Source organism: Photobacterium lipolyticum, from assembly GCF_003026475.1.
Taxonomy (GTDB): domain Bacteria; phylum Pseudomonadota; class Gammaproteobacteria; order Enterobacterales; family Vibrionaceae; genus Photobacterium; species Photobacterium lipolyticum.
The window spans coordinates 113,246-139,066 of record NZ_PYMC01000003.1; the positions used below are offsets into that span (position 1 = coordinate 113,246).

23 protein-coding genes and 1 riboswitch are annotated in these 25,821 nt (G+C 43.6%); of the genes, 15 read left to right on the plus strand and 8 right to left on the minus strand.

Features of this window, described 5'->3' with window-relative positions; genetic code table 11:
- Positions 1-300: 300 nt before the first annotated feature.
- Positions 301-930 carry a thiol:disulfide interchange protein DsbA/DsbL gene (locus tag C9I89_RS05745; protein ID WP_107282398.1) on the minus strand — a complete coding sequence of 210 codons (630 nt, stop codon included), beginning with the start codon at positions 928-930 and terminating at the stop codon, positions 301-303.
- Between the two features lie 207 nt (positions 931-1,137).
- Between C9I89_RS05745 and yegD the strand changes: the two genes are divergently transcribed.
- Complete coding sequence (gene yegD / locus C9I89_RS05750) at positions 1,138-2,490, plus strand: molecular chaperone (RefSeq protein ID WP_107282399.1); 1,353 nt, start codon at positions 1,138-1,140, stop codon at positions 2,488-2,490.
- Positions 2,491-2,667: 177 nt separating this feature from the next.
- Positions 2,668-3,078, plus strand: a complete 411-nt coding sequence (locus C9I89_RS05755) for an ester cyclase (protein WP_107282400.1) — start codon at positions 2,668-2,670, stop codon at positions 3,076-3,078.
- A gap of 72 nt (positions 3,079-3,150) precedes the next feature.
- Here the strand turns inward: C9I89_RS05755 and C9I89_RS05760 are convergent, their stop codons facing one another.
- Positions 3,151-4,539: an alanine/glycine:cation symporter family protein gene (locus tag C9I89_RS05760; protein WP_107282401.1), complete on the minus strand. Its 1,389-nt coding sequence runs from the start codon at positions 4,537-4,539 to the stop codon at positions 3,151-3,153.
- A gap of 81 nt (positions 4,540-4,620) precedes the next feature.
- A riboswitch (glycine riboswitch) is annotated at positions 4,621-4,738 on the minus strand.
- Positions 4,739-5,563: 825 nt separating this feature from the next.
- Here C9I89_RS05760 and C9I89_RS05765 point away from each other — a divergent pair.
- The 3 genes from C9I89_RS05765 (at position 5,564) to C9I89_RS05775 (ending at position 8,463) form a co-directional block, all read left to right on the plus strand.
- Positions 5,564-6,268 carry a response regulator transcription factor gene (locus tag C9I89_RS05765; protein WP_107282402.1) on the plus strand — a complete coding sequence of 235 codons (705 nt, stop codon included), beginning with the start codon at positions 5,564-5,566 and terminating at the stop codon, positions 6,266-6,268.
- A 256-nt stretch (positions 6,269-6,524) separates the two neighbouring features.
- Complete coding sequence (locus C9I89_RS05770; RefSeq protein WP_107282403.1) at positions 6,525-7,655, plus strand: DnaJ domain-containing protein; 1,131 nt, start codon at positions 6,525-6,527, stop codon at positions 7,653-7,655.
- Positions 7,656-7,845: 190 nt separating this feature from the next.
- On the plus strand, positions 7,846-8,463 hold the full coding sequence (locus tag C9I89_RS05775) for a hypothetical protein (RefSeq protein WP_107282404.1): 618 nt from the start codon (positions 7,846-7,848) through the stop codon (positions 8,461-8,463).
- 136 nt (positions 8,464-8,599) lie between these two features.
- Here the strand turns inward: C9I89_RS05775 and ptcA are convergent, their stop codons facing one another.
- Entirely contained in the window at positions 8,600-9,646 is a 1,047-nt protein-coding gene (gene ptcA / locus C9I89_RS05780) for a putrescine carbamoyltransferase (RefSeq protein ID WP_107282405.1), read from the minus strand.
- Positions 9,647-10,200: 554 nt separating this feature from the next.
- Positions 10,201-10,836 carry a TetR/AcrR family transcriptional regulator gene (locus tag C9I89_RS05785; protein ID WP_107282406.1) on the minus strand — a complete coding sequence of 212 codons (636 nt, stop codon included), beginning with the start codon at positions 10,834-10,836 and terminating at the stop codon, positions 10,201-10,203.
- A gap of 573 nt (positions 10,837-11,409) precedes the next feature.
- Here C9I89_RS05785 and C9I89_RS05790 point away from each other — a divergent pair.
- The 6 genes from C9I89_RS05790 (at position 11,410) to C9I89_RS05815 (ending at position 17,302) form a co-directional block, all read left to right on the plus strand.
- Positions 11,410-12,816: an APC family permease gene (locus C9I89_RS05790; RefSeq protein WP_107282407.1), complete on the plus strand. Its 1,407-nt coding sequence runs from the start codon at positions 11,410-11,412 to the stop codon at positions 12,814-12,816.
- Positions 12,817-12,846: 30 nt separating this feature from the next.
- Complete coding sequence (aguA, locus tag C9I89_RS05795) at positions 12,847-13,938, plus strand: agmatine deiminase (protein ID WP_107282408.1); 1,092 nt, start codon at positions 12,847-12,849, stop codon at positions 13,936-13,938.
- 310 nt (positions 13,939-14,248) lie between these two features.
- Positions 14,249-14,737 (plus strand): hypothetical protein, encoded by a 489-nt coding sequence (locus C9I89_RS05800; protein ID WP_245905414.1) that lies wholly within the window; start codon positions 14,249-14,251, stop codon positions 14,735-14,737.
- Between the two features lie 99 nt (positions 14,738-14,836).
- Entirely contained in the window at positions 14,837-15,166 is a 330-nt protein-coding gene (locus tag C9I89_RS05805) for a hypothetical protein (RefSeq protein ID WP_107282409.1), read from the plus strand.
- Between the two features lie 379 nt (positions 15,167-15,545).
- Positions 15,546-16,163, plus strand: coding sequence for a class I SAM-dependent methyltransferase (locus C9I89_RS05810; RefSeq protein WP_107282410.1), 618 nt, complete (start codon positions 15,546-15,548; stop codon positions 16,161-16,163).
- A gap of 2 nt (positions 16,164-16,165) precedes the next feature.
- Complete coding sequence (locus tag C9I89_RS05815; RefSeq protein ID WP_107282411.1) at positions 16,166-17,302, plus strand: HNH endonuclease; 1,137 nt, start codon at positions 16,166-16,168, stop codon at positions 17,300-17,302.
- A gap of 86 nt (positions 17,303-17,388) precedes the next feature.
- Here C9I89_RS05815 and def read toward each other — a convergent pair whose 3' ends face one another.
- Both def and C9I89_RS05825 read right to left on the minus strand, forming a co-directional pair.
- The gene (gene def / locus C9I89_RS05820; RefSeq protein ID WP_107282412.1) at positions 17,389-17,916 is read right to left on the minus strand and encodes a peptide deformylase; all 528 of its coding nucleotides are present in this window, start codon (positions 17,914-17,916) and stop codon (positions 17,389-17,391) included.
- 46 nt (positions 17,917-17,962) lie between these two features.
- Positions 17,963-18,358 carry a VF530 family protein gene (locus C9I89_RS05825; protein ID WP_107282413.1) on the minus strand — a complete coding sequence of 132 codons (396 nt, stop codon included), beginning with the start codon at positions 18,356-18,358 and terminating at the stop codon, positions 17,963-17,965.
- Positions 18,359-18,598: 240 nt separating this feature from the next.
- Between C9I89_RS05825 and C9I89_RS05830 the strand changes: the two genes are divergently transcribed.
- A complete protein-coding gene (locus C9I89_RS05830) occupies positions 18,599-19,411 on the plus strand; it encodes a bifunctional 5,10-methylenetetrahydrofolate dehydrogenase/5,10-methenyltetrahydrofolate cyclohydrolase (RefSeq protein WP_107282414.1) in 813 nt (270 codons plus the stop codon).
- 254 nt (positions 19,412-19,665) lie between these two features.
- A complete protein-coding gene (locus C9I89_RS05835) occupies positions 19,666-20,979 on the plus strand; it encodes a ferredoxin reductase family protein (RefSeq protein WP_107282415.1) in 1,314 nt (437 codons plus the stop codon).
- An 87-nt stretch (positions 20,980-21,066) separates the two neighbouring features.
- Here the strand turns inward: C9I89_RS05835 and C9I89_RS05840 are convergent, their stop codons facing one another.
- Positions 21,067-21,432 (minus strand): hypothetical protein, encoded by a 366-nt coding sequence (locus C9I89_RS05840; RefSeq protein ID WP_107282416.1) that lies wholly within the window; start codon positions 21,430-21,432, stop codon positions 21,067-21,069.
- A gap of 320 nt (positions 21,433-21,752) precedes the next feature.
- Here C9I89_RS05840 and C9I89_RS05845 point away from each other — a divergent pair, with 320 nt between their 5' ends.
- Complete coding sequence (locus C9I89_RS05845; protein WP_107282417.1) at positions 21,753-22,034, plus strand: hypothetical protein; 282 nt, start codon at positions 21,753-21,755, stop codon at positions 22,032-22,034.
- Positions 22,035-22,363: 329 nt separating this feature from the next.
- Here C9I89_RS05845 and rihA read toward each other — a convergent pair whose 3' ends face one another.
- Positions 22,364-23,311: a pyrimidine-specific ribonucleoside hydrolase RihA gene (gene rihA, locus C9I89_RS05850; protein WP_107282418.1), complete on the minus strand. Its 948-nt coding sequence runs from the start codon at positions 23,309-23,311 to the stop codon at positions 22,364-22,366.
- Positions 23,312-23,670: 359 nt separating this feature from the next.
- Between rihA and C9I89_RS05855 the strand changes: the two genes are divergently transcribed.
- Positions 23,671-25,809, plus strand: coding sequence for a plasmid pRiA4b ORF-3 family protein (locus C9I89_RS05855; RefSeq protein WP_170107629.1), 2,139 nt, complete (start codon positions 23,671-23,673; stop codon positions 25,807-25,809).
- Positions 25,810-25,821 lie beyond the last annotated feature (12 nt).

Below are 25,821 nucleotides of genomic sequence, written 5' to 3' on the forward strand. Positions count from 1 at the left end.
GGTGTTCAAGAGGCACTTGTGGCCGACGACAGATTAGACCACCACATGTGGTATATATCAAGCCATTACGCCACAATATCTGCTCTTGTAAGTATGGTGTGAAATGAGAAGAGTGACTTGTATATTTCACGTTTTGATAATGTGAGCAGCTGAAGATTATGGATCGGATCTGGACCTAATAGCTGAGATCGAGATCATATGAGCTTAAAAAGGAAGGTGTGCCAGTACTAATTTACTACCTAAACACAATGAGATGGCGCCCGGATGAGCGCCTAATGAGTTGTTGGTAAGGCTATGAGATCAATTTTCCAGTGAATTCAGGTAGCGGATCGTATTGGCAATATCTTCGAGGTTTTCGTGGGCGCTTGTTTGAATCAGGTATTTGCCTTTGACTAAAAATGCCGGAACAGAAGCTATTTCAGCATTTGCAACCAAAGTTTCAGCATCGCTGAGCTGTTGATACACAATTTTGTGTTGCTCTTCACTGAGTTCATACGGGCTCAGCAAATTATATTGATTAAATATTTTTTCTAATGATGCTCTCTTTTCTTCAGGTGATAAGTTTTCATCACTGTCTTGAATATAGGCAAACAGATCTTTTACCAGTTGTTTGCTGGGCTTGCCATCAGTTTGAATGGCTCCAGTATAGAAAATATACGCAGCTAGCTGAGCGCCTTCATTAAAGGTGACGTGCACTTTCTCGATATCAACCTTGGCCATCGACTGTAATTCAGGCAGCATCGCTTCCATGTTACGGCAGTGGCCACAACCTAACGAAAAGACCTCAATGACATCTGCTGTGTCAGTCATGGGCGTTGGAATTATGGTGTATTTATCACCCTCTTGAGGGATGTTGGCATCACTGCAGCCTGCTAAGGTGAACAGGGCGATCAGCAGAGCGAAAAATGGCTTAGAAATAGAGGTCATCATTCTTAAATCAATCAACAAAATAAAGACTAATTATGAATGCTAGCAAGCAAAAATGCCTAGTCTCACGCCAAAACAATTTATTTTATTAGGCATAAGGCGGTTAGTATCAGGCTTCTATCGGTACTGATCAGAGCCTGTCATATATAGAGGTAGTGCTGGGCGTAGAATCAGGATAAAATCGCCGGCTTTTTTATGTGGAGGTTCGGCATGTACATCGGGTTTGATTACGGAACAGCAAACTGCTCTGTCGCAGTGATGGAACAGGGGCAGCCGCGCATGTTGCCGTTAGAAAAGGGAAATCAGTACATCCCTTCCACATTATGCGCACCAACCCGTGAAGCTGTCAGTGAATATTTATTTCGCCATATGGGGATTTCGCCATCGGGCTCTGTGGGTGAGCAAGTACTTCGCCGGGCAATCGCGTTAAATCGCGATGAAGATATAGATGTGGAAAAGGGTGACTTGCAGTTTGGTCAGGCTGCTTTAGATCTTTATCTGGAAGATCCTGAAGAAGTTTACTACGTCAAATCGCCTAAATCATTTTTGGGCGCGAATGGTTTACGTGATGTGCAAATCAGCTTCTTTGAAGATTTGGTGTGCGCCATGATGGTAAACATCAAGGCTAATGCTGAGTTAACGACCCAGCATAATATCACGAGTACGGTGATAGGCCGTCCGGTGAATTTCCAGGGCAGTGGTGGTGATCGTGCTAATCAGCAAGCTGAAATGATTTTAACTCAGGCAGCGAAACGTGCCGGTTTTAAGGACATAGAATTTCAATTCGAGCCCGTTGCGGCTGGCTTAGAGTATGAAAGTACTTTAACGGAAAACAAAACCGTGCTGGTGGTCGATATTGGTGGTGGTACGACAGACTGCTCGTTGATTGAAATGGGACCACAATGGCGTGGCCGTACCGATCGGCAAGGTAGTTTACTGGCACACAGTGGTCACCGGGTTGGCGGGAATGATTTAGATATTCATCTAGCGTTTCGTCAGCTTATGCCATTGCTTGGTTTGGGTAGTCAGACGCTAAAAGGCATCGATATGCCAATAAGCCAGTTCTGGAACTCAATCGCCATAAATAATGTTGTGGCACAAACAGACTTTTACAGTACTTCTAATCTAAGAACGTTGGATCAGCTAAGGCGAGATGCGGCGGAACCGGAAAAGCTGCAACGTCTGATCCAGGCTTATCACGAAACACTTGGATACCAGATCGTTAGAAAAGCGGAAGAGAGTAAAATTGCACTGTCAGAGGCAGCAACGAATAAAGTGCAGCTGAACATGCTTTCTGAGCTGCTTGAAGTGACGATTAGCCAGAATGATATGGCTGAGGCGATTGAATCACCAAAAGAGAAAATGAGTGATTTGGTAGCAGAAGCCATGGCACAGAGCGGTAAAAAGCCAGATGTGATTTATATGACGGGTGGCACTTCACGATCACCAATACTGCGTGCATGTATCGAGCAGCAATTACCTGATGTTCAGATAGTCAGTGGCAGTTACTTTGGTTCCGTGACTGCGGGGCTGGCTCGTTGGGCAGAGCACTGTTTCGTGTAACAACACTTTAGTGAAAAATGTCGACATTCCTCCAGTTTTTTTGTGATTTTCTGTCTAATCTTGTTCAAGTAGAAGTGTTGGTAATGGCGAGCACTCAAACTGCAGGCAACACTCTGAATTGAGAGGATAATTGTCCCGATTGAGATTAATCAGCCAAGTGATCTGAGGTATAAGCGTATGAATGAAAATGACAGGGTGAGTTACTGGTTTCATGAAGTGTTAGCCAAAGCGAACGGAAATGTGCTGGCCGAATGTGCGACAGATCCTTTTAATTTTCATCTCTCTGGTGGTCGCTGTCTGGCGCTGAGCCATCAAGATTACCTTTCTTATTTAGTTATCTGGAATAAAAGGTTTAAAAATGTTCAGTTTACGATTAATCAGATAATTAACGATGAACAGAAAACCGTTGCCGTTTATAAATGCAATGCGACCTACCATGGTGGCTGGCTCAAAATACCGGGGAAAAACCAGAAAGTTACAATGACAGGTATGTTGCTGTTTAAGATGAAAGATGGCTTGATGACGGATTGCTGGCTTGAAGACAGTAGCTTTGATTTGTATCAGCAGTTAACGCGGTATCTGGAATAATAAAAAAGCAAAAAAAAAGCGGTATCCTCACAATACCGCTTTTTATCAGCATATATTTTTATCTTAAAAAAATTAAGCTGTTTGTGTTGTGCCCTGAGATGCAGACTTTAGTAGGTCAAAGTAAGCTTTAGTTTCAGAGATAACGACTTTACGCAGTAAGACCAGGCCGATCAGATTTGGCACCGCCATCAGGCCGTTGACAATATCAGCGATTAGCCAAATCATATCGAGTTTTATGAAAGCACCGCCGGCAATCAAAACCAGGAATATAACTTTGTAAGGTAAAATAGCCTTCACACCGAACAGATAAGTGATACAACGCTCACCATAGTAGTTCCAGCCAAGAATCGTGGTAAAGGCAAAGAACATCAGACCAACGGAGACCATCAACGGGCCCCAGTAGCCAGAATCTAAACCTGCAGCAAATGCATAGGTTGTCATCGCGGCACCCGCGTAGTCACTTTGCCATGCACCCGTAACGACCAGAGTTAGACCTGTCATGGTACAGATAATGATGGTATCGAAGAAGGTACCAGTCATTGATGTCAGTCCCTGATGGACGCAAGAGTCGGTTTTCGCGGCGGCTGCTGCCATCGGTGCACTACCCAGGCCAGACTCATTCGAGAACACACCACGCGCAATACCAGATTGAATCGCCAGCATGATACCCGCACCAACAAAACCGCCGGTTGCAGCCTGGCCGGTAAAGGCCGAGCTAATAACCAGAGCAATGGCCGCGGGCAGGGCGTCGGCTTGCGACGTCAGTACTAACAGGCACGCCAGAATATAGAAACCAGCCATTACCGGAACGACTTTACTGGCAACGCTTGCGATAGATTTAATCCCGCCCAGAGTCACCGTGGCGACTAATATCGTCAGCAATACGATGGTGTATTCTTTGGGTACCTCAAAAGACAGGTAAGCGGCATCAACAATCGCATTGACCTGTGGGAAGGTACCAATACCGAAACAGGCCACACCTAACGCAAAGAAGGCAAACATTTTTGCCAGCCATTTGCTGCCAACACCTTTTTCAAGGTAATACATCGGGCCGCCAAGCATTTGGCCGTTTGCATCTTGCTCGCGATATTTTACCGCCAGCAGGCATTCAGCATACTTGGTTGCCATTCCAAATAAAGCGGCGATCCACATCCAGAGAAGGGCACCTGGTCCGCCTAGTTTAATCGCCGTCGCAACGCCGACAATGTTACCCGTACCGATAGTTGCAGACAGGGCTGTGCAGAGCGCAGCAAAACTGGAGATATCTCCCGATCCTTTAGTGCGGTTCTTATTTGAAAATACGTAGCTTAACGCTAATGGTAAATAGCGAATTTGTATAAAACCCAGGCGCAGTGTGAGGTACAAGCCTGTTCCCACCAACAGCAATAGCAGCGGTGGTCCCCAAACGAGGTTATCAATAACTTGAAGTGTATTTTGTAGCGTATCGTGTAGCGGATTCATTATTCCCCCTTTAAACATCAAAGGAGGAGATACAGAACAACAGAAACGTGGAATTTACAGAAAATATTTCTGGCTGTTGAACTTATCTCCTCTGTCCTTTTGCCTGAGAGTTTCACCTTCCTGCGATGTACAAATAGTGCACGCGGGTCGGTTTGCTCCTTCGGCGCCCGATTTAACGGGTCTCTCCAGAGGCTCCTCCAACAACAGTCCATACCGTAAAACGGTGCCTGAAAGATTAACGTTTTGTGCTTGAACAGTAACAAGCGAGGTAAAACGCTTACTTCTTCGGCGGGCTAACTATCTATTGTTAATAGATAAAGCGCCACTCTCCTGCTGTCTTCATCGGAACTCATTTTTCGAGCGCAATATTAATTGATAAAAATGCGATTGTCTCCAAAAAAATACATGCAGAGGTTAAAAAATCATAATGCTGAAGCTAAGAGGCTTAGGCGAATTTGTTGGCTGAAACGAGTACGGGTTAACGGCAACAGCCATCAACCAAAGAAGTGATGCTCTTGTGGCACGGTTAAGTGTTAAAAAACTAAGACCGAATTTCTTAGTATCACTTTTTTATGATTCCGTCTTTTTTTACGACTATATAAATAACACAAGTGATAGTTTATTTTGGAATAAATTTTGGGTATTGTTATTCGCTTTTGATATATAAGCGTCACCTTTAAATATATAATGTACCCTAACTGTTTGATTGCACCATGGTAGCAGAATTTTAATTTTTCATTGCTTAATTTTGAGACGCATTTCCCAAGCTGGATTTATTTGGTTTTTTGACCGTTAATTATTCATATGTAAGAGGTTTTTTTGTCGTACTTTACATACAGTTACTTGTAAATTTCTATACATTCATCGACACGGAGTGTCTATTACAAATAGATTTGCCTAGTACTTAGCTGTGTCATTCATATTAGTTGCATATCTGGTAAATTGTTTGGAATTTACTTGGTATGTACGTATTTGCTTTTATGGTGAGGTGCATGCGTTATGTTACTGGCAGTAAGGTGAGAATGTGATTTGGGTTAGTTGTTGTCATCAAGATAAGCAGACTGAAGCGAAAGAAAACCTGAAGCTGTTTCATAGCGTGGTTGATGTTTCACCTTTTGAACTTTTGTCAACAATGACAGGGCATGAGTTAATTTTTCTTGAGGTGGAGAACTCATCGTCAGAAGGCTTTGAACTGTTACAAGCGGTAAAAAATCGTTTCCCATCAACAAAAGTGGTGGTGGTTTACCATGACTTGGATGCCGATTTAGCACTGAATGTGTTACGAGCAGGTGGGGAAGATGTATTGAGTGCAAGAGCATCACGGCAACAGCTGGAAGAGTGTTTCAGTCGCATGCATACGCATACGATTGAATTGAGCGATGATGATGGCTATGAACATCGAGAGTTATCCATCAAGCCAGCGCTGAAAATTATTGATGAAAATATAAGCGCTCCACTCAGGGAACAAGATTTGGCCAACGCCTGCCATTATTCGCCCACTTATTTTTCCCGCCTGTTTCATAGCATTATGGGGGTGACCTTAAAGCAGTACATCATTAAGAAAAGGCTAGATTTAGCTTGTGGATTATTAACCTCAGACAGAGGAAAAATTGCATCTGTTGCCACTTCTGCGGGCTTTAAAGACGTCTCATATTTCTCTCGGGTTTTTAAAAAGCATATAGGCTGCTCGCCGGGTGAATTCCGGATGAAAAAGCATAATTTGAATTGAGGAACGAACTTATACGGAATCTAGGGAGCACACAGTAAGAACTGGATCCCGGATATCTCGTCCCTCGATTCCGGGATGACGAGTTTAGTTGCTTTAACCATGCATAATTTATGTGAAAGAGAATTAGTATATTTGTCCAGTGTGACAACGCTTAAAGCTGTTCGATATATTCTCGCTGAACACTGCATCTTGAGGTGATTTGGGTATAGAATATATTCCCTATAGGGACTTTCCGGCATTGAATCAGAACGGCATAATGGCATCTTTCCACGATATCTTAGGCACAGATAAAAATACCTCCAGCGATGAAGTAAAACGTCGTTATAAATTGCTTTCCACTCGCTTTCACCCTGATAAGGGGGGCTCGAAGGTGATCATGCAGCTTATTTCTCAAGCCTATGATCAGGTAGGAAAGGGGAAAGGGCATGAAGAAGCTGTGCACACTCTCTATATCAAAGACCCTGCGATTGATAACTATGTGGGGAAAATTCTGCAACTGGAGCGAGATTATAAGCAGCTTAAAGAGTCTAACGATGCTCTGAAACGAAAGTTGAAACAGGCTCATCAAGAGAATAAGCAAAAGTATAGCGCCGATGCGAGGCAACCTAACGCAGGGAATGAAGAAAAAAAACTGCGCGCCAAAAATGATAGGTTAAAGGCACAACTGGCAGAAGCCCGGCGAGAGCTGAGAGAAAAAAGCCGGGATGTTAAGCCGTTTGGAGCCGATTCAGGCAACCAGCCAGGTGTTGTTTTGTCGCAGAAGGTGTCTGCGCAAATCAAATCACTTGGGCGATTTAACGCTCGTCGCATTGCTGTATTTATGATTTTTCCGGTCATCTTTCTGACGCTGATGTTGATGTTGGGTAAAGAGCCCTGGCTTGCTCTTTACGCCATGATTAACGAGCCGGCAGATAAACCGAAAACGGTGGTGACAGTATTAGATATCAACCCGGATGACTTGGTCTCTCAGCAACGGCCACAGAAAGCCTCAGAGCTGGAAACCGTAGCACCGGCCAAGCCAAAGCCTGCCGCAAGGATCAAAATGGAACAAATCGCAGGCTCGTGGCAGTACCGGTATTTTGAAAACACTCAGCGGCCTTATGTTTCGGTCAGGAGTGAAAAGGGATCCTATATTGTGAAAAGCTGTGAGGGAGGTTTTAAATATTATCGTAACGATAACCTTCGTTCACATCGTTTGCCTGCCAACATGATTTTTGAGCGTAGAGACCGTCACTTTACGATCTATAAGCTTCCTTATGGTAACGGCTCATCGGTTACGAATTGGTCTGAAAGTAAAAGTTTGCTGATTAATGAAGAATATTTTCCAAATAAAGGGTTTGCAGATTCTTACTACCAACTGACTAATGCGTGTTTATCAACGAGTTAAATTGCATTTTTTATCTTTTTTTGATCACTGACCGCTGACATTATACCAATTTGAATAATTATACTAATTGGTATTCTTCACACTTTTTGTTGAAAAAATAACCATGAAAATAAACACAGTTTCCCTGAGCGGAAACAGTCTTGACGGTTTTTTCGGTTATCATTTAGCAAATAATTGCGAGGGATTAGCTATGACAATGACGAGCTCAGATGTAAGTAAAAAGAAAGCAGTAGACTTTCAGTTCCAGAGTTTGCAGGGCTGCGATGAGCAAGATGCAGCCTATTACCTGGTCTTCGAACAAAGCGTACCGTGCTTTCATTCATTAAAAAAACAGCGTATTCAGCTTGATGATGAGAATCGCTTTCCAATCAAAGTGATTGCCACTGACTGTGCCGTCACAGAGATCGAAGTCGATTTTCCTTTAGCATTTTATCGCTCATGCCAGCGAACCGAAATTTTTGATTTGCTGCTGTCGTTAAAAGAGCAGTGCAGTCATTATACTTTTAACATGCGCTTAAACCTGGATGATATTGCATCCAATTACGAAGTTAATGACATTGCCAAGTTGTGTATTGTTGCCGGTGCTGACAACCTGACTCTGGTTGTTGACGGCAAACTATCTGAGCAAGAAGAATCTTATATCGTTTTGATATCTAACCTTTTGAAGAGTCTTTTTGTTGCCGATAGCTGTGGCCTTGTTTTTGCGGGTCTGACCGCCCCACAAGAGATTGATAAATTGGTCGCACTGTCGAAAGAGGTGCTTGGTGAAGCTTGGGTGGGAAATAAACAACTCAGATTCGAGTATTAAATTACTAATAATTAATAACGAATAGAAAAAGAACGGTGCCAGAGAGCACCGTTCTTTTTTTATTTACTTATAACAATCACAATCAAATTTCGATTCTTATGAGCCCAAATTGATTGGAAGGGATAAGAACATGTCGTTATAGGTTATTCAGGAAACCTTCAATTTTCGTTTTATGTGCCATTACGGTTTCGTCTGATGGCACTTTATTGTGATGATAAGTCAGGTACACCAGCAGGGCCATTTGAGCTGTTAATCGGTTTTCTGCTTCATCAAAGATAATAGAACGGGAAGATTCCATCACTTCACGGGTACATTCACGTTGGTCATTGGCTGGCAAACAGTGCATGAACATCGCATCAGGCCCTGCCTTCTCCATCAAGTCTTCAGTAACTACGTATTCTGGAATGAAAGTCGACAAGCGAATATCTTTTTCATCTTCTTGGCCGAACCAATAGAAACTATCGGCAACGATAACATCGCAACCTGCAACCTGATCCGTGTTATCGGTGATCACTAATTTGCCACCCGATGATTCGCAGTTTTCTAGAGCAATATCAATCCATTTTTGTGGTGCTTTGAAACGCTCAGGACAAATATGCTTAAATGTCATGCCAAATTTCGTGCAGGCAAACATCAATGACGAAGCGACGTTCGTTGCATCACCGACGAATGCAACAGTCAGATCACCCAATGATTTACCTTGCGGTAAGTGTTCCATCATGGAAAAAAGATCGGCCATGATTTGAGTGGGATGCAGCCAGTCACATAACCCGTTAATGACGGGAACGCTTGCATGCTCTGCTAATCCGGCAACGGTACTGTGTTCATCAACACGTGCCATGATCACATCCACCATTCTTGAAAGAACGCGGCCAGTGTCTTCTAACGACTCTTTTGCGCCAAGGTGAATGTCTTTAGGTGATAAGAACAGGGCGTGGCCACCCAGCAGTGTTGCTGCCGTCTCAAATGATACGCGAGTACGGGTAGAGGGTTGCTCAAAAATCATCGCAACAGATTGGCCTTTGAAAAGCTGAGGAATAGCATTGTCACTACGAGCTTGTTTAAGCATAGCCATCAACTCAAGAATATCGGTCAGATCTTTTTTCGTAAAATCCTGAGTTTTAAGGAAATGACGTAGACCTTCTTTATGTAAATTTGTTGCGCTTGAAGATGGTAGTTTCATAATATATTCCTACTATTGTTTGTTCTCATGCATGTTATTTCAACATTCTGAGCGGGTTTTCTATGATATTTATTTATTACGATTGAGATATTTCTGACAGAGCTTTGTATCTCATCGCTTGGGGTATGGCGTAATTATCTGTTAGGCAACTGCTATTTTCTTAAATCAGAATCACTAATCGGTATAGCGGACACGAACACAATGATATTTTCGTGCTTTCTCACATTTTTATTATTCATCATGACGTGATTGTCGATATTTGATTCTAATGATGACGAGGAAATAAAAATAAAAAAGAGCTAAGACCAATCTGACTAATAAGATTGGTTTTAGCTCTGATTGGATTTTCTTGTAAAGATGAGGGGCCTAGTACTTAATCACAGAAGTTTTGACCAGTTCAGTCACAAAACTTCGTTATTCCGTCAAGTGAGGAACGAACTTATAACGGAATCTAAGGCGCACACAGCTAGAGCTGGAACCCGGATATTTCGTTCCTCAATTCCGGGATGACGTGTTTAGGTATTTCAACTATTCACAATTTATGTGAAAGAGTACTAGTGAAGTGAAATATCTTCGGCGACCACTTCTTCAGATTTAGGGAGGTGCTTCGGCAAATAGACCCCCAAATATGCTTCGGTCAATATTACCGCTTCTCGTGCCATTTCTTTGGGAATAATGCCATTTTCCCGATAATTCATAGAGTAAACTTTATCTGCAACCTGAAGGGCGATTGCGAATATATTCACATCTTCAGGCAACTGAGGCAATTTGAAATATTTACGATAAATACTCTCGACTTGCTCAGCCAGAATCACATCATTTTCAGCATCGGCATGCCTGATTGATGAATATGTGTGCTGACCGAGTAGAATTCTTTGCACTAAAGGGTTGCTGCTGTAATAGTCAACAAATCCTTGTTCAACCATGCGGTTAATATCACTCCAGTGGTGAATGTCTTTTGGCTTTATCGCCGAGGTCAGCACTGACTTGAAATCTTCGAAGATGTCTTCCATTAACCGATAGACTAAGGCTTCCATATTGGGATAGTGGTGATACACCGTTGATGTTGCAATTGCAGCTTCCTTGGCAACATCATAAATGGAAATATTATTAATGTCTCGGTTCGATACCAAGGTTGTGACAGCCTTATGTATTCGCTCTAAACGCTCTTGAGTGGATTCTTTTTTCATCTTGGCCTCCATAATGTGCGGGCAAATCCATTGCCATATTTTCAACATGGCTGTTTAAGCTCGGATATGTGTACCCGATGTGTGACCCTTCAAGCATACACTACCACTATCGGTCAGTATTATGAAACTCATATACCTTAACGATACATTAGCTCTTGCGAGATCTGAGCACGAAGTGCTTCACGTTATTCATCTAGTGCTGATAAACATACCGCTCTATATGTGGTGGATAACTTGATCAGAATCAATTTTCTGCATTGTATGCCATTACGGACAAATTTTCATCTTAGCCGTCACGAAGTGAGCGGTGCATTTAAAAGCAATATCGATAAGTGATTTTAATAACAATAAATCAAGAGATATTTTGATTAGATAATTACCAGTCGAGCGGAACAATTTATTAAGGATTTCAATTCAAACTCATGATTGTTGGTTTTAATGATGGTAACAAAGAAAGTATTGATTGATCGAATGGAAGCAAAATATTGCTAGTGAAATAAAATTACAGTGAATTGCTGAATATATTTGTGACTGGGAAAAACAGGCATCTATATAGCAGATGGAGAAATAGATATGGAAACGCAAACATCTACAGGAAAAATGGGGGTCACAAGCTTAGCGTTATTTAGCCTGTGTGCAGTTATTGTTGTTGATACATTAACAGCCTCTGCGTCAATCGGAGTCAGCTCTATTGGCTGGTGGCTGATCACGTTGTTCGTTTTTGTTATCCCTTATGGATTGATCACCTCAGAGCTTAGTACCACATACCCTGGTGACGGGGGGATTTATGATTGGGTCAAACAAGCGTTCGGATATAAGTGGGCGGTTCGAACAACCTGGTTTTACTGGATAAACGTCGGTTTATGGATGCCTGCCGTCTATATTATGTTCGCAGGAATGTTTGCCGAATTATTTATGCCAGACCTTTCTTTATTTGGTCAAATTGCCATATGCATCGTATTAACCTGGTTAACGATTTGGGTCTGTAATGTCTCTGTCGATGTCGGCGTCTGGGTCACCAACATCGGCGCGGTATTGAAGGTAACGGTTATTAGCGTTCTGGGTTTTGGTGGTTTTATTTATGCCGCGAAGAACGGGGTAGCTAACGAATTTAGTATTTCTGCAATCATGCCGTCGCTCGACACCGGGGTCGCTTTCCTGCCCGCTCTGGTCTTTAACCTGATGGGGTTTGAATTAGTCGCGACCATGACCAAAGAAATGAAGGATGTGCGTGATCTTCCTAAGTCGATATTCTTGGCGGCAATTATCACGGCATTCCTCTATGTATTTGGCACTATTGGTATTTTAATGGCTTTGCCTGTTGAAGACATCGGTCTGGTCGCCGGTATTATCGATACCTTGAGAAAACTGTTTGGCGAGGGCGCGTTTGGTCAGTTCATGGTGTACGCCATTGGTTCCATGGCGCTATTAACCTTCATTGGTAACATGGTGACCTGGACGATGGGAGCCAGCCGGGCTGCCGCAGAAGCCGCTAGCGAAGGAGAGCTTCCCGCTGCCGTCGGAAAAATGTCTGAAAAACATGATACCCCTGTTGGAGCCAATAATATTACGGGTATTGTTTCGACTGTCGTGATTATGGCCTATGCAGTGTTTGCTCAAAACAGCGATGAACTATTCTGGTCAGTGTTTGCATTCTCCAGTTGTATTTTCTTGTTGCCATATTTGTTTATGTTCCCTTCTTATCTGAAATTGCGTATCAGCGATGGCGATCAGGAGCGTCCGTTTAAAGTACCTGGCGGTATGGCGACGCAGTGGAGCCTTAGCATTATCTGCTTCCTTGTTATCGCACAGGCCGTGTTGCTCTTCATCTTCCCGGATCTCATAACAATGACGGTCGATTGGGTCTATAGCGCCCCGGTACTGATTGGAGTCATCGTCACCATCGCGATTGGTGAGTACTTACTGAAACAGGCAACAAGCAGAAAGCAGCAAAGTGAATATCAAGAAGACATTGCGTAGTTATTGGACTGAAATCTAAAGGTGGAAAAAATGAGCAAGCAACTAGAAACTACCCCTAAACAAGATGGATTCCGGATGCCGGCAGAGCATGAACCACAATCCGGCATATGGATGGCATGGCCTGAGCGTACAGATAATTGGCGCTTCGGTGGAAAACCTGCGCAAGCAACATTTGTTGACGTTGCCAAAGCAATTTCAAAAAACACCAAAGTGACCATGGTAGTTAGCGCCGGTCAGTATGAAAATGCACGTTCAATGCTTCCTGAAGAAGTGCAACTGCTGGAAATGAGTACTGATGACTCTTGGATGCGCGATATCGGTCCTTCTTATGTGGTTAACGACAACGGTGAACGACGCGGTGTTGACTGGCATTTCAATGCCTGGGGCGGCCTGGAGGATGGTCTCTATTTTCCATGGGATAAAGACGATGCCGTTGCTCGTAAGGTCTGTGAGGCTTTAGGTGATGAAAGCTACCGCGCTCCTGTCGTGTTGGAAGGCGGGTCTATTCATGTTGATGGGGAAGGGACGCTGTACACGACCGAGGAGTGCCTGCTGCACCCAAGTCGAAATCCGGATTTGTCAAAACAACAAATTGAAGAAACACTGAAAACGTACTTATCCGTTGAAAAAATTATCTGGATCCCCAACGGGCTGTATAACGATGAAACAAACGGTCATGTTGATAACCTAATTCATGTGGTTGCGCCGGGTGAAGTCGTTCTAACCTGGTGTGATGATGAGGCCGATCCCCAGTATGAGATTTCTCGCAAAGCGCTGGATGTCTTATCGACGGAAACAGATGCCAAGGGGCGTCAGATCAAGGTGCATAAATTACCTATGCCTGGCCCGCTTTATATTTCTGAATCAGAAGCAAGCGGCGTAGATGTTTCAGATGGTATGGAGCGCGTACCGGGCGAACGTCTGGCTGGCTCATATGCAAACTATCTGGTTTCTAACAAGCATGTTATCTACCCGCTACTCGATCATGAATGTGACGCTGAGGTTGGTGTATTGCTGCAGCAGCTTTATCCCGGCTATGCAATCACAGGTGTTGATGCGCGAGAAATCTTATTGGGAGGTGGCAATATTCACTGTATTACCCAGCAGATCCCAGCATTATAACCGTTAAGTAATGCCCACAATCCCCCTCAACATCATTGTTAACGAGATTGTTAATTTACATGTTGGGAGGGATTGTTCCGTCGTAGTTGTATTGGTCTTTGAAGACACTGATTTAGGACGTTCTGCCGTGCTGGCAGCGTGGTGATTGACGGTAAGATCACTGAGTTCACGTCTGGTCTGCGAAGGCATAGAAAGCGCTATTACTATTTCACATAAATGATGAATAGTTGAAGCTTCTAAACCTGTCATCTCGCAACTTGCCCCTCTATTGGGTATTCTTAGCGGCCTGTACCGACACTCGATTGCCGCAATGAAAAGAACAGATGAACCGCAAGAGTCACAACACACATTTTCTCATTCAGAAAGAAAAGGAAAGGGAGATCGCAAGGGTGAAAAATATCCAATCTCCGAAGCTCGTTTCTGGACGCAAAGACTAAGCAAAACAGGCTTGCGAGCACTGCATATCTTAGGGGTTGCAGCGTCCAGCGGCGGAATACTATATGGCGTCGATAAACACCTGTGGCTAGGCTGGTGGATGTTAGCCATGTCGACAGGCCTGATCATGATGACGCTGGAAATAACCCGTTCACGCCTGTGGATCATTCAGCTAAAAGGCGTGCTGACCTTCGTTAAACTGGGATTGTTAGCCTCGTTCTGGCTGATCCCTCAGCACAAGCCTGTGTTGTTTATCAGCATTCTCGTTATGTCGGTCTTTATTGCCCATGGACCGGCGGGATTACGGCATTATTCCATCTGGCACCGACGACGTATAGATGAAAAACGGATTGTAAACGGCTGAAACAATAAATATAAAACATAATTTTTTTGCGTAAGCAAAATTCTGCTATTACAATGATGTGTATAAAAAATAATTTCTGACACCGGCAGGAGAAAGTCAGTGAAAGCAGTTCTAAGTGTCATTTTTGCAGTTTTAGCTTTATCAGGGTGCTCTAAATCGGTCGACGAGCAAGCCGATGACTATGTTGATGTCAGCTTTTCTTTGTGTGGAACCAAAGTAAAAGCCTATTCCCAAGGAGACGACGGTAAAATCCGTGTGATCTGTGATAACGATAGCTACTTTCTTGTTAAGAGCGAAGAAACCTTAGCTTATATGCAAGAACTGAATGGCGCATACTGCCATGGCAAAGGGTTCTCGTTGTTTAATGAGCGTAAAAATTATTACACCTTTACCTGTGCCGATGACAAAAACTTCAACATACCGAAGTAATCGCGATTACAGATATATATAGTAGAAAATATTAAAAGCAGCTAATCGCTGCTTTTTTCATGTTTGACTGGACCTACTTCAGCGATCGTCGGGGGAGCCATTTTAGCTTCTGCTAACATGCCAGCGCGGCACGGGTTTCAATGACCGTCGCGGCATTAACCTCTCGTAATTAAACTCGATCGCTTCAGGATTATTCTGCTTAGAATGAGCTAATACCAATCGGGACAATTATCTGGTCAATTCAGAGCATTGCCAGCTGTTTGAGTTTATAACAACAAGGATAAAGTGTGCGTTTGCTAGAAAACAATCTATCTTGTTGATGCAATTAATAATTGTTGGGATTAGAATGAGAGCAGTTGCATAAAGTAAGCGCATTGCTGTGAACCAGAACATAAACTTCTACCATAAAAACGCCTCAACCCTTGCCGATAGTTATCAGCAGTTTTCTTTTGAGGATGTTCACGCAAGCTGGAAGCCATATTGGCCTGTTGCTGCAGATGGACAACAGCCACTCCGAGTATTGGATGTTGGGGCTGGCAGCGGACGAGATGCCAAATGGTTTGCACAAAATGGCTGTGAAGTCTTTGCCATAGAGCCAGCTAAATCCCTTAGTCAGCGAGGTCGCGAGCATACCGATGGCCTGGAAGTCACCTGGCTCGATGACACACTACCGGAATTAAAGAAAGTCATCGATTTGGGTATGCGTTTTGATTTTATTCTTGTTTCGGCTGTTTGGATGCATATCGCCAAATCAGAGCGCAAGCGTGCTTTCCGAAAGCTGGCGAATCTACTAGCCCCTAATAGCAAACTGGTTATTTCTCTGCGTCATGGCAGTTTTAGCGATGGTCGAACTACCCATGGTGTTTCAGTCGAAGGACTAGAGCTGCTGGCAAAAGATCATGCCCTACATATTTGTCATAAATCTGAGCGTGCCCCCGATGCCATGGGCCGAGAATATGTGCAGTGGCAGACGGTGGTGATAGGGCACGGGAAATAGTTATGTCACTATCTTATTACGTAGAAAAATTTAAAACTCTCAATACAGATCGTTCAAGAGGTCATAGTAAACCGCATAAAGTATGTCTGCTATTAGCCGTTATCGATCTTATTGAAGTCGGCCACTTTCATTCAAATAAAATTTACTTCAATGATCAACTGAAAAGTAGATTTAGTTATTATTTCGAGCAGTTCAAGCAAGGAGATGATCAAGACACACCAGAGAATCCTTTTTACTTCCTTCGGTCTGAAGGCTTCTGGTACCACAAAGGAAAGCTAACAACAGACACACCAGTACTTAAATCAGTATCTCCAAAATCAATTAAAGACAATATTGATTTCGCTTACCTTGATGATGAACTTTTTGATTATATGAAAAGCACCATCGTAAATGGTGAGCTTAAAACTGCATTGACTGTAAATCTCGACAATTTGGCTGATTTATATGCAAGGTGGGCAACAACTCTTGGAAAATCAGATAAGACGGTAAAAAATTACCTAGGTGCATTAAGAGGAAGTATTTCCAATTGGATGGCTGATGAATGTCTATTAACTCAACCACTTACCAGGGTGAATAGCTTTCATGAATACAAGCGTTTAACAACGCAAGCTATGCAGCTCGAAGAATTTAAGAAAAAAGATGCGAAAGGAAAGGGAATGTACAGTGCTGCAATTAAATCCTATGGCACCTTTTTAGCTGATGTCGGGCAAGTCAATGTAAAATCAGATGTTCAACATATCCTCGAAGATACTTCTCTCAACGAAACTGAAAAGTCCATTATGGTAAGTACTCGAATTGGCCAAGGGCGTTTCCGTGAAGAACTTATTGAATATTGGGGCGGATGCGCACTGACCAGTTATCCCAAATTGCCTATGCTGGTGGCTTCACATATTAAGCCCTGGTCGAAGGCAAAAAATACAGAACGTTTAGACCCTTTCAATGGCCTGTTGTTGCTGGCAAACATTGATAAAGCATTTGATCTCGGATTCATATCATTTACTGACCAAGGCCATATCCTCATTTCAGATGCTTTAGAAGACCATGATGTCTTAGGTATTAATGAAGGAATGTCTTTTATTGTTGACAGCCGACATAAGCATTATCTTTCTTACCATCGTGAAAATTTGTACATTAACTAATAAACAAAATGAAGATAAGTAAAGTTTATAGCTTTCTAAAATCTTGATTAGGGGTACTACGCCAGTAATGCCAAATAACTCTGCCTTTACTGCCTAATCCCCATCAGCTTCTGATACTCGCTCTCCGTCACGACATCGAGCTTGTCTGCTCTGTCGAGGAAGACAATGCCGTTGAGGTGGTCGAGTTCGTGCTGGAAAATTCGCGCAATAAAACCGTCGAACTCCGTTTCAATCACCTTGCCTGATTCGGTTTGGTAACGAACCTGTATACGTTTGTGGCGGCTAACTTTGGCTCTTATTCCCGGAATACTGAGGCAGCCTTCCCAGTCCTTTTCCATCTCATCGCTTTGCCAAAGCAGCTCGGGGTTGAGCATGACTGTTGGCTCCATCAATGGTGCATGGGGGTAGCGTTCGTTAGGGCGTGAGGCCACAATAAAAGCGCGTATAGACTGGCCAACTTGAGGGGCGGCAATACCGACCCCCTGATATTTGCCCATGATCTGTTTAAGTGATTCAAAGAAAGGAGCAGATAGTTCGATCTGCACAGACGTCAAGGTTGCAGCTTGTGCTCTTAAGACAGGGTTACCGAGTTGGGTTATGTCTAAAGATGGCATTGTCTTACCCCTATCATTGAAGAGCTAACGTTAATATTAGCTAAGTCTATCGACGTCGAGGGTGTCTGCGTGATGATTTTTCTTTATGGGCAGAAGCTGCTTTTGCCTGAGAAAGCAAAATTGACTCAACGGTTAGTACCATCGGTTCCCGTGGCACGATACCGACCGGAAAAGTACGCTTACGAGGTGGTAATGCAAAGTCTTCTTCGCTTGCTCTTGGCATGCGCTTATAGCGGGATAAATAAAACGCTTCTAATTTTTCGCGTGCCCACTCTGTTTTGCGAAGAAACTTAAGGCTACCTGCAATGGTGGGGTTCGTATTAAAACAGTTGAAACGCATAGCCGTGTCGAGGATATCCCAGCCATAAAAATCGACAAGTTCTGTGAGTAAAGTTTCTAATTTAAGGCCGTGTAACGGGTTGTTTTGTTGTTCTTCTAGCATTGCTGTTCCTAAAACGAGTGTATATGGCGGGATCTGCACCCATTATACTGCTTACTGATACGTAATGGATAGCCTTTACTCCGCTATAGCGTTGAGGCGCTAAGCATCGGTAAGATAGACAAGCATAAGCGTTACTAAATTCTGATATGCGACTCGAAACACACTTTCATTGTTCTAACGCATAGTGTTATAAAAATCAGTTGGTTATAAAGTAACAATCAGTCTCAAGCGTGAAGAACAATGAAATCAGTAATCAATACAATCTATGAATCAAAAATCGAAGAGCTTAAGAGTAAAATTACGACTTTAAGCGTGCCTGTTCAACTGACTATCGTTACTGTCGGTGACGATCCCGCCAGTAAAGTCTATGTCCGCAATAAAATCCGTCTTTTTGATGAACTCGGCCTTGAATGCAACCACCTCACACTGGCAGAAGAGACAACGGTCCAGGCGGATCTTGATGCACTTGCAGCAAATGCGGATCATCCTATTTTATTCCAGCTGCCATTGCCGAACGGACTCACAGCCCCCGATCTACCTGCCGACATCGATGTGGATGGATTTGGCTCTGAGTCACTAGGTCAGCTGGTGCTGGGCCAGAACACTGTTCTTCCTTGTACCGTGCAAGCGACGATAGATATTATATCGGCCCATTGCGGTGAGCATAATTTTGCCGGCCTGAAGGTGGCAGTGGTCGGTCGCAGCAATATCGTTGGCAAGCCTTTGGCTATTGAACTTATTAATCGTCAAAGTACGGTCGCCAGCTTTAACAGCCGTTCAGATCTCGCCGCGGTAGACTGGAATAAATATGATGTCATCGTAGTTGCAACCGGTGCTCACGGTATTTTGGATAACTCACAGTTTATCGAAGGGCAGCTTATTATTGATGTCGGTATCAATCGCGTAGACGGAAAGTTGGTCGGTGATATTAAACACCATCATGGCATGGTAACGGCGGCATCAATTACACCGGTTCCCGGTGGTGTAGGTCGACTTACCTGCCTGCATGTTCTGGGCAATGCCGTGAAGCTGATTGAGTGCTCTCAGGGTTGATAAAAAACAACAACGAATAAGATCTAAAAAGTCTGAGTCGTCTTACTCAGGCTTTTTTTTGAAACCAGCAGATTGAAAGCGTAATAGTGATTGCGATAAATCGGCTTGGCGGGAGTAGTGCCGCAGGTAATGTAAAGAAGCGTAAACTTGTTTGAAGCTAAGTAAAGCCGCTTCTATCCCTCGCGAGAGGGAATATTATATCCCTCATAGTTTTTTTATTACTGAAATTAATATTCCAGCGAGAAGCTACCGCTATGTTGAAATTTACACTGATACTCGTACTGTTATGGTCTCCGGCCTTATTGATGGGCTATGACGAAATGGGAAACTTCTTCTTCTGGCGTCATCAGCTCACTATGCTGTCTGGTATTATTGGCCTTGGGTATATGAGCTTTGCCGTGCTTATTGCCGCAAGGTTAAGCTGGGTTGAGTCTCGGTTGAATGGGCTAGATAAGGGTTATGCGTTACACAAAAAACTTGGAATTGGTGCGACGGTAGCCTTAGTTCTGCACTGGCTTTGTGTTCAAAGTGCCAAGTGGTTCGTGCAGGCAGGATTGTTAGCAAGGCCAACCATAAGCCGCCCTGCTATTGAAGGGATAAACTGGCACCATGTTGCTAGCGAAATTGGCGAGTTCACCTTTTATGTATTTGTTCTCTTTAGCCTTATTAGTTTGGTGCAAGCTATCAGCTATAAGAAGTTTAAGTTCACCCATAAAATCGGTGGCTTGCTAGTTATCGCAGGCGTACTTCATAGTGTTTTACTGCTTGACTGGAATAGTCAATCAATACCGATGAATATCGCTATTGCTGGTATTTCTCTCATTGGTATCTGGTGCTCTTTCATATCACTAACCGGAAAAATTGGTGCGAGTTACAAATCTGCAGGAGAGGTGGTGCGTGTTGAGCCGCTTAAGGTAAATACAGAAAGTAATATTGCGATTCGTATTGGCATTAAGTTAGATTCAGCTATTCGATATAAAGAAGGTCAGTTTGTATATCTAAATTTTCATGATGGCGAAGCACCGCATCCCTTCTCAATCCTCAATTATGATGCCGAAAGAAAACTCATCGAGTTTGGTATAAAAGGTTTAGGTGATTATACCAATAAGATGGTCAATCAGTTAACGGCCGGACAAAGAGTGACAGTCGAAGGTGGGTACGGTTATTTCCAGATTCCAGAACAAGAAACGCAAGTCTGGGTTGGTGCGGGTATCGGTATTGTACCGTTTATGTCTAGGCTCTACTGGCTAGAGCGTAAAGCCCATAAAGAAGACCTTGAGTTTAAAAAGATCCATTTGTTCTATTGTGTAAATACTAGAAATGAAGCTTTCTTTGAAAAGGAAATCCTGTCTATTCTGCAGCGCTTAGATTTTATTGAACTTGAAATACTTGATGCTGCCAAGGGGGAGTTCCTGAGTGCTGAACAGATACTAAGTACAACCGACAGCAAAGAGTTTGATGTTAGCTTCTGTGGGCCAGAGGAGTTTGGCAAGATCTTGAGTACGCATTTAGCCGCGGCTGGTTTAGGAAGTGACCGCTTTCATAAAGAAATCTTCAAAATGCGATAACACCAGGACTTAATAAGCTGATTAAAACCGGAGCACAGGCATTCTCGAAATTGAATGTCTGTGCTATTCACTGTTATTGAAAGCGGTTTACGCCGCCGGCATCAACAACTGTCCCAAGTAGCGAACAACATGCGCGGCATCTTGTGCGGCGCTGTTTACTTTGGCAATAATCGCAAGGGCGCGCTCGTCATCAGCGTGCAGGCTTGCCTTCACCTTTTCGTTCATGGCTTCGGCCATTTCTAATTTTTGTTTGCAGTCTTGAAACAGTGCCGATAGGAACTGCATATCTACTTCACCGCCCTTAGAGAACAAGTCAGCCGCAATGTTATAAACAGTATGAAATTTCGTTGCCATGTCTTTTTTGTCAGCCTGGCTTTCTTTTGCCCAGTCAGCTGCCCAGCCTTTGAAGATAACGGCGATTTGTGGGTTTGGGGCGATGTTAGCTTGTTGCATTGCGTATTTGTCCTTGGGTTCGTCTGGAACGGGCATAGTAAAGGAGCAAAGAAACGGTTTAAAGGAATAATCTTTTTCCAACGCGTTGGCTGACTAGAAAGTAGCCAATAAAAAGGCCTGTAGCGGAGTAATAAAAGAAAGGTTTATGTCTTGGCTTTGGAGTTCGGCTGTCCTGATCCATTTAACAATTTTCCAGAATACTCAATTAACATCAACTGATTTAACGCTATCGGTATATTTTCAATACATTGGTAGCAAACATGTTGCAAGCTACGTCGTAACGTACTACTGTTGTTATATACAGTGCATGGGAGGCGCTTATGATTAGAGTTAATTTCGAACTGGCAAAGCAAGCGTATGCAAAAGTATTGAAATATCCTTACGGCGGTGAGATTGAGCAGCATGAATATCAGGCGTTGAGGATGTTTAAGAAGGATCTTGCCCGAGCAGGGATGCCCATTGATAGAGCCTTCGATTTGCGATTAAAAGCCGCTGGATATCGTAATATCGCCACTCGGCCAGCTAAGGCGCATCGACCACTTCCAGCCTGTGTATTAAATCAAATGAGCGAAAGCTGGAAACACGAACATGGTTATTATTAATCGTTATTCTTTTAAATGGTTATGGTTAAACATGAGGTCTCTAATATAAGAGGCCTTTTTTATGCTAGTACCGAAACAGACTGTATGATGATTGAAACAGTCGAAGTCCGTCATCCCAGCAACCGCCAAACACTGAACTTGCAGGCTTTCTCAAAACTCACCTGGAGGTTATCAGGGATCCATCATGCACGGAAGGTTCAGTGGACTGTGGATCCCCGATAATCGCTACTGTAAATTCAATCGATAAGAAAAAGATCAGCGTTAAGCGCTTTCGAGGATGACGAAATTTTCAGCTTATTCTTGAGCATTACGAATAGCAACTTATGCCATCACACCGTTATTTCTGAGTAGTTTTCTAAGCGCTCGGCGAGCAGATCAACAAAGCCTTGGCGGTTAATATCGTACAGCACTGTGGCGTTGGCCGGATGATTGGTGAGCTGGTAACGATCTACCACAGTCATACCTAAGGTGTGAGTCCCTTGCGTTTCAATACCGACCCAGCAAGTTTGCGACTGGAACAGTGCCGGTTTTAATAGCCATGCAATGGTACAAGGATCATGCAATGGCGCGCCTTTAAATCCCCATTTTGGATCGCGATGATAAATCATAAAGAAGTCGAGTAACTCTGCGACGACGTTTGCAACGGGGTTGGCGATGGCTCTGATCCGTTCGATATCTTCATCCATGATCTGGGCTCGGTGGGTGACATCCAGCCCGCACATAGTGATAGGAACACCAGACTTAAAGACGATATCTGCCGCTTCGGGATCGACAAAAATATTAAATTCGGCCGCTGGCGTCCAGTTACCGGCTTCGGCGGCACCTCCCATCAGAACAATCTGTTCAATCTTCTCGTGCAGTTCACGGTGGGTTGCCAGTAGCAGGGCAACATTGGTCAGTGGCCCAGTCGGTACCAGCGTCACCGGCGTTTCTGATTCTCGCAAAATATTCGCCATTAATTCAATGGCATGAATCGGTTGTGGCTTAAAACCGGGATCGGGTAATACCGGGCCATCTAATCCGGTTTCACCATGCACGTTGTCGGCAATGATTAGTTCGCGGGAAATGGGCTTGAGTGCGCCGCCAGCAACAGGAATATCTGTTCTGCCAAGTAAGGTCAGAATACGTAATGCGTTGTTAAGGGTTTTCTCGGGCGTTTGATTTCCTGCGCTGGTGGTAACGGCTCTAATATCAAGTTCTGGACTGGCACAAGCCAGGATCAATGCAATGGCATCATCATGACCAGGATCACAATCAAGAATAACGGGGTACGACATATCGCTCTCCTTTTGAATATCACCACACTATATCTGTTTGGAGAGTGAGTGCTGTGATCTATCAATCATAAAAAACAAGGGTTGATAGCAAATTTGATGCACATGTTATATACCCAAGTAACCGCAATATACTTGTTTCAGTTAGCCCTCAGGAAGAGTTACCTGCACCTTGAGCTTACTTTGGCATATTGATGTATCTGTTTGGTTTATATCTTGAAAAACACCATACCTTAGGGTTGTCTATACTGTTTAACACATTCAATGCCGGTAACTTTGGTAGACAGCGCCGCACAATTAGAGTCAGAGGTTTACGGCTTTATGGCAAATATCTTTTATTTCAATACAGCAGAGCAAACATCGTGGAATTATCAACATTTATAGGTGCCTTCGAAGACTATCTTGAGAATAATGCAGCAAAGGATTTGTCTGTTCTACCACCAGACATTCAGTTGCTGCTGGAAAGCCCGCTGTCCCTTAATTATGTCGTCACAATGGGATGTACCAGCCCCTATGATGATGAAAGTGATGAATTTGAATTATTACTGCAGTGGCTTGAATATTCAGCTGGTCACTTCTATCTGTTGAAGCGCAGTGATCCTGAATTGTTTCATCAGTTTAATGAAATAGTTTCGGCGGTTCTGATAGCCCTACTGGAAGATGACAAGATTCATCCTGATTGTGCGTACCAGGTTGTCAGGGTGTTGAAAAGCCACCAGGTCTCAGTCCCGGAAGAGGTTATGAGCTGGTTGCAGGAAATCTATATGGATAATGCCAATCACACTGGCACCAATGTTATCGATACCCCTGAAGATTTAATAAGCCATATTCATGCGTCAGGTATTAGAAATGGCGAAGATTTTGTGCTGTTAATGATGAGTGAATTAGCCATGCTTCCAGCGGGGGGGATTACACAGCTGCTGAGCATTGTGTCTGAACTTCACTGGTATCTGGATGCTGCGGTTATACTACTTGCTCATCAGGATGAAAATGTCAGGGTTGAAGTTCAGGACTTTTTGCAGCAGCTGCCAGATAGTGAATGGTCAAAACTGTCGAATATTAAGTACCTTAGCCTGCTTCGTTACCATGCTGATGTGAGCCTGAAAGCAGATCTTGAACGTTGGCAACGTCTCACCCTTCGCGCACAAAAACACGATGAGAATGATACCGAGGTGGTGGAAGTGCAGGCTTCAATGCCTGATGGTCAGGATACTGTAGTGTTAATGCTGCTGTTAAAACGGGATACGGAGTATTCTGTATGGAGCGGGATGTTGCGCCTGGATCTGGGGGTTGTTGATGGAATGTACCGTCCTGACGCTGACATGGAAGAGTGGCTCCAACTGAAAAGCATGGCCGCAGAAGATGTGGATTCTATGGCGGTTTCTTTGGATTACCCAGCAAAGGTGTTTCCCTGGTTGCTGGCTGTTGGACAAAAAGCAGGTACTTGGCTCGATATTGAAACACTGATGTTGCTTGCGCGGGTTCCTTTGTCTTGGGGGCAGCCACAACCGGTTAGATTGCTGGATGTGATTAAGGAGTTTGAGGCGGTTCCGTCTGAACGTGAGATCAACCAGGTTCGATCGTGTAGTGCTATGATTTTAAATCATCCAATTACGCAGACTTGGTTTGAAATTGATCTGCCGGCAGGGTGTAAAACTGTGCGGGATGTGATCAATAAGGTCTATTTGGCCGATCGGACGTATCTGGCCAAACGTCTGGTGCTGAGTGGACTGCTGTGTCGTTATCAGCTGAAATCGGATCTTCTGGCTGATGATGAGAAGCTCTTTATGCTTTGCGCCTACGATCTTCTGGTCAACGATCTGAAACGCAAGAAGCTGCCATTACTGGAGCAATTGGCGGAACGATCACTATCAGCAATGGACGAAAAGGCAGTATTTTTAGCTACTAATAAGTTGTCCATGCAACCGGGCCACGGTTATGTGCTTAAGATTGAATTAAACGGTGTCAGCCCGGCGGTATGGCGCCGGTTTACTGTAAGCAATAAGTGCAGTTTGCTGGATTTGCATACCGCAGTTCAGGTCGTGATGGGCTGGGACGATACCCATTTATTTGAGTTTCAAAAAGGCAGAACCCGATATTCGCCGGATTTTAATGGCAATGTTGATGGAGATATTGATAACGATGATGAAGGTTTTGACGGACTCGCTGCCATCCCACTGGGTAGTTTGTTAAAGAAACCAAGTGACAGTATTCATTATATCTATGATTTTGGTGATAATTGGCACCATACGATTACCCTGGAAAGAATCAATAAAAGGGATTGCTTAACACCAATAGTGACCGCTGGGAAAAATATGTGTCCGCCTGAAGATTGTGGTGGCGTACCTGGTTATCAAGAGTTACTGAAGGCTTATAAATTAAAAAAAGAAGACGATCTGGAACAGCTTGAATGGTTTGGCTGGGATGAAGAGGGCTTTGATCCGAAAGTCTTTGATAAAAAGGCTGTGAATCAGCGGTTGCAGCATGTATTTGCTGATTAGGGGGGCAAATAA

Bases quoted from the DNA above. Each gene is read 5' to 3' on its own strand.
- C9I89_RS05745 (WP_107282398.1), bottom strand. From the start codon at position 930: ATGATGACCTCTATTTCTAAGCCATTTTTCGCTCTGCTGATCGCCCTG.
- yegD (WP_107282399.1), top strand. From the start codon at position 1,138: ATGTACATCGGGTTTGATTACGGAACAGCAAACTGCTCTGTCGCAGTG.
- C9I89_RS05755 (WP_107282400.1), top strand. From the start codon at position 2,668: ATGAATGAAAATGACAGGGTGAGTTACTGGTTTCATGAAGTGTTAGCC.
- C9I89_RS05760 (WP_107282401.1), bottom strand. From the start codon at position 4,539: ATGAATCCGCTACACGATACGCTACAAAATACACTTCAAGTTATTGAT.
- C9I89_RS05770 (WP_107282403.1), top strand. From the start codon at position 6,525: ATGGCATCTTTCCACGATATCTTAGGCACAGATAAAAATACCTCCAGC.
- C9I89_RS05775 (WP_107282404.1), top strand. From the start codon at position 7,846: ATGACAATGACGAGCTCAGATGTAAGTAAAAAGAAAGCAGTAGACTTT.
- ptcA (WP_107282405.1), bottom strand. From the start codon at position 9,646: ATGAAACTACCATCTTCAAGCGCAACAAATTTACATAAAGAAGGTCTA.
- C9I89_RS05785 (WP_107282406.1), bottom strand. From the start codon at position 10,836: ATGAAAAAAGAATCCACTCAAGAGCGTTTAGAGCGAATACATAAGGCT.
- C9I89_RS05790 (WP_107282407.1), top strand. From the start codon at position 11,410: ATGGAAACGCAAACATCTACAGGAAAAATGGGGGTCACAAGCTTAGCG.
- aguA (WP_107282408.1), top strand. From the start codon at position 12,847: ATGAGCAAGCAACTAGAAACTACCCCTAAACAAGATGGATTCCGGATG.
- C9I89_RS05800 (WP_245905414.1), top strand. From the start codon at position 14,249: ATGAAAAGAACAGATGAACCGCAAGAGTCACAACACACATTTTCTCAT.
- C9I89_RS05815 (WP_107282411.1), top strand. From the start codon at position 16,166: ATGTCACTATCTTATTACGTAGAAAAATTTAAAACTCTCAATACAGAT.
- def (WP_107282412.1), bottom strand. From the start codon at position 17,916: ATGCCATCTTTAGACATAACCCAACTCGGTAACCCTGTCTTAAGAGCA.
- C9I89_RS05825 (WP_107282413.1), bottom strand. From the start codon at position 18,358: ATGCTAGAAGAACAACAAAACAACCCGTTACACGGCCTTAAATTAGAA.
- C9I89_RS05830 (WP_107282414.1), top strand. From the start codon at position 18,599: ATGAAATCAGTAATCAATACAATCTATGAATCAAAAATCGAAGAGCTT.
- C9I89_RS05835 (WP_107282415.1), top strand. From the start codon at position 19,666: ATGTTGAAATTTACACTGATACTCGTACTGTTATGGTCTCCGGCCTTA.
- C9I89_RS05840 (WP_107282416.1), bottom strand. From the start codon at position 21,432: ATGCAACAAGCTAACATCGCCCCAAACCCACAAATCGCCGTTATCTTC.
- C9I89_RS05845 (WP_107282417.1), top strand. From the start codon at position 21,753: ATGATTAGAGTTAATTTCGAACTGGCAAAGCAAGCGTATGCAAAAGTA.
- rihA (WP_107282418.1), bottom strand. From the start codon at position 23,311: ATGTCGTACCCCGTTATTCTTGATTGTGATCCTGGTCATGATGATGCC.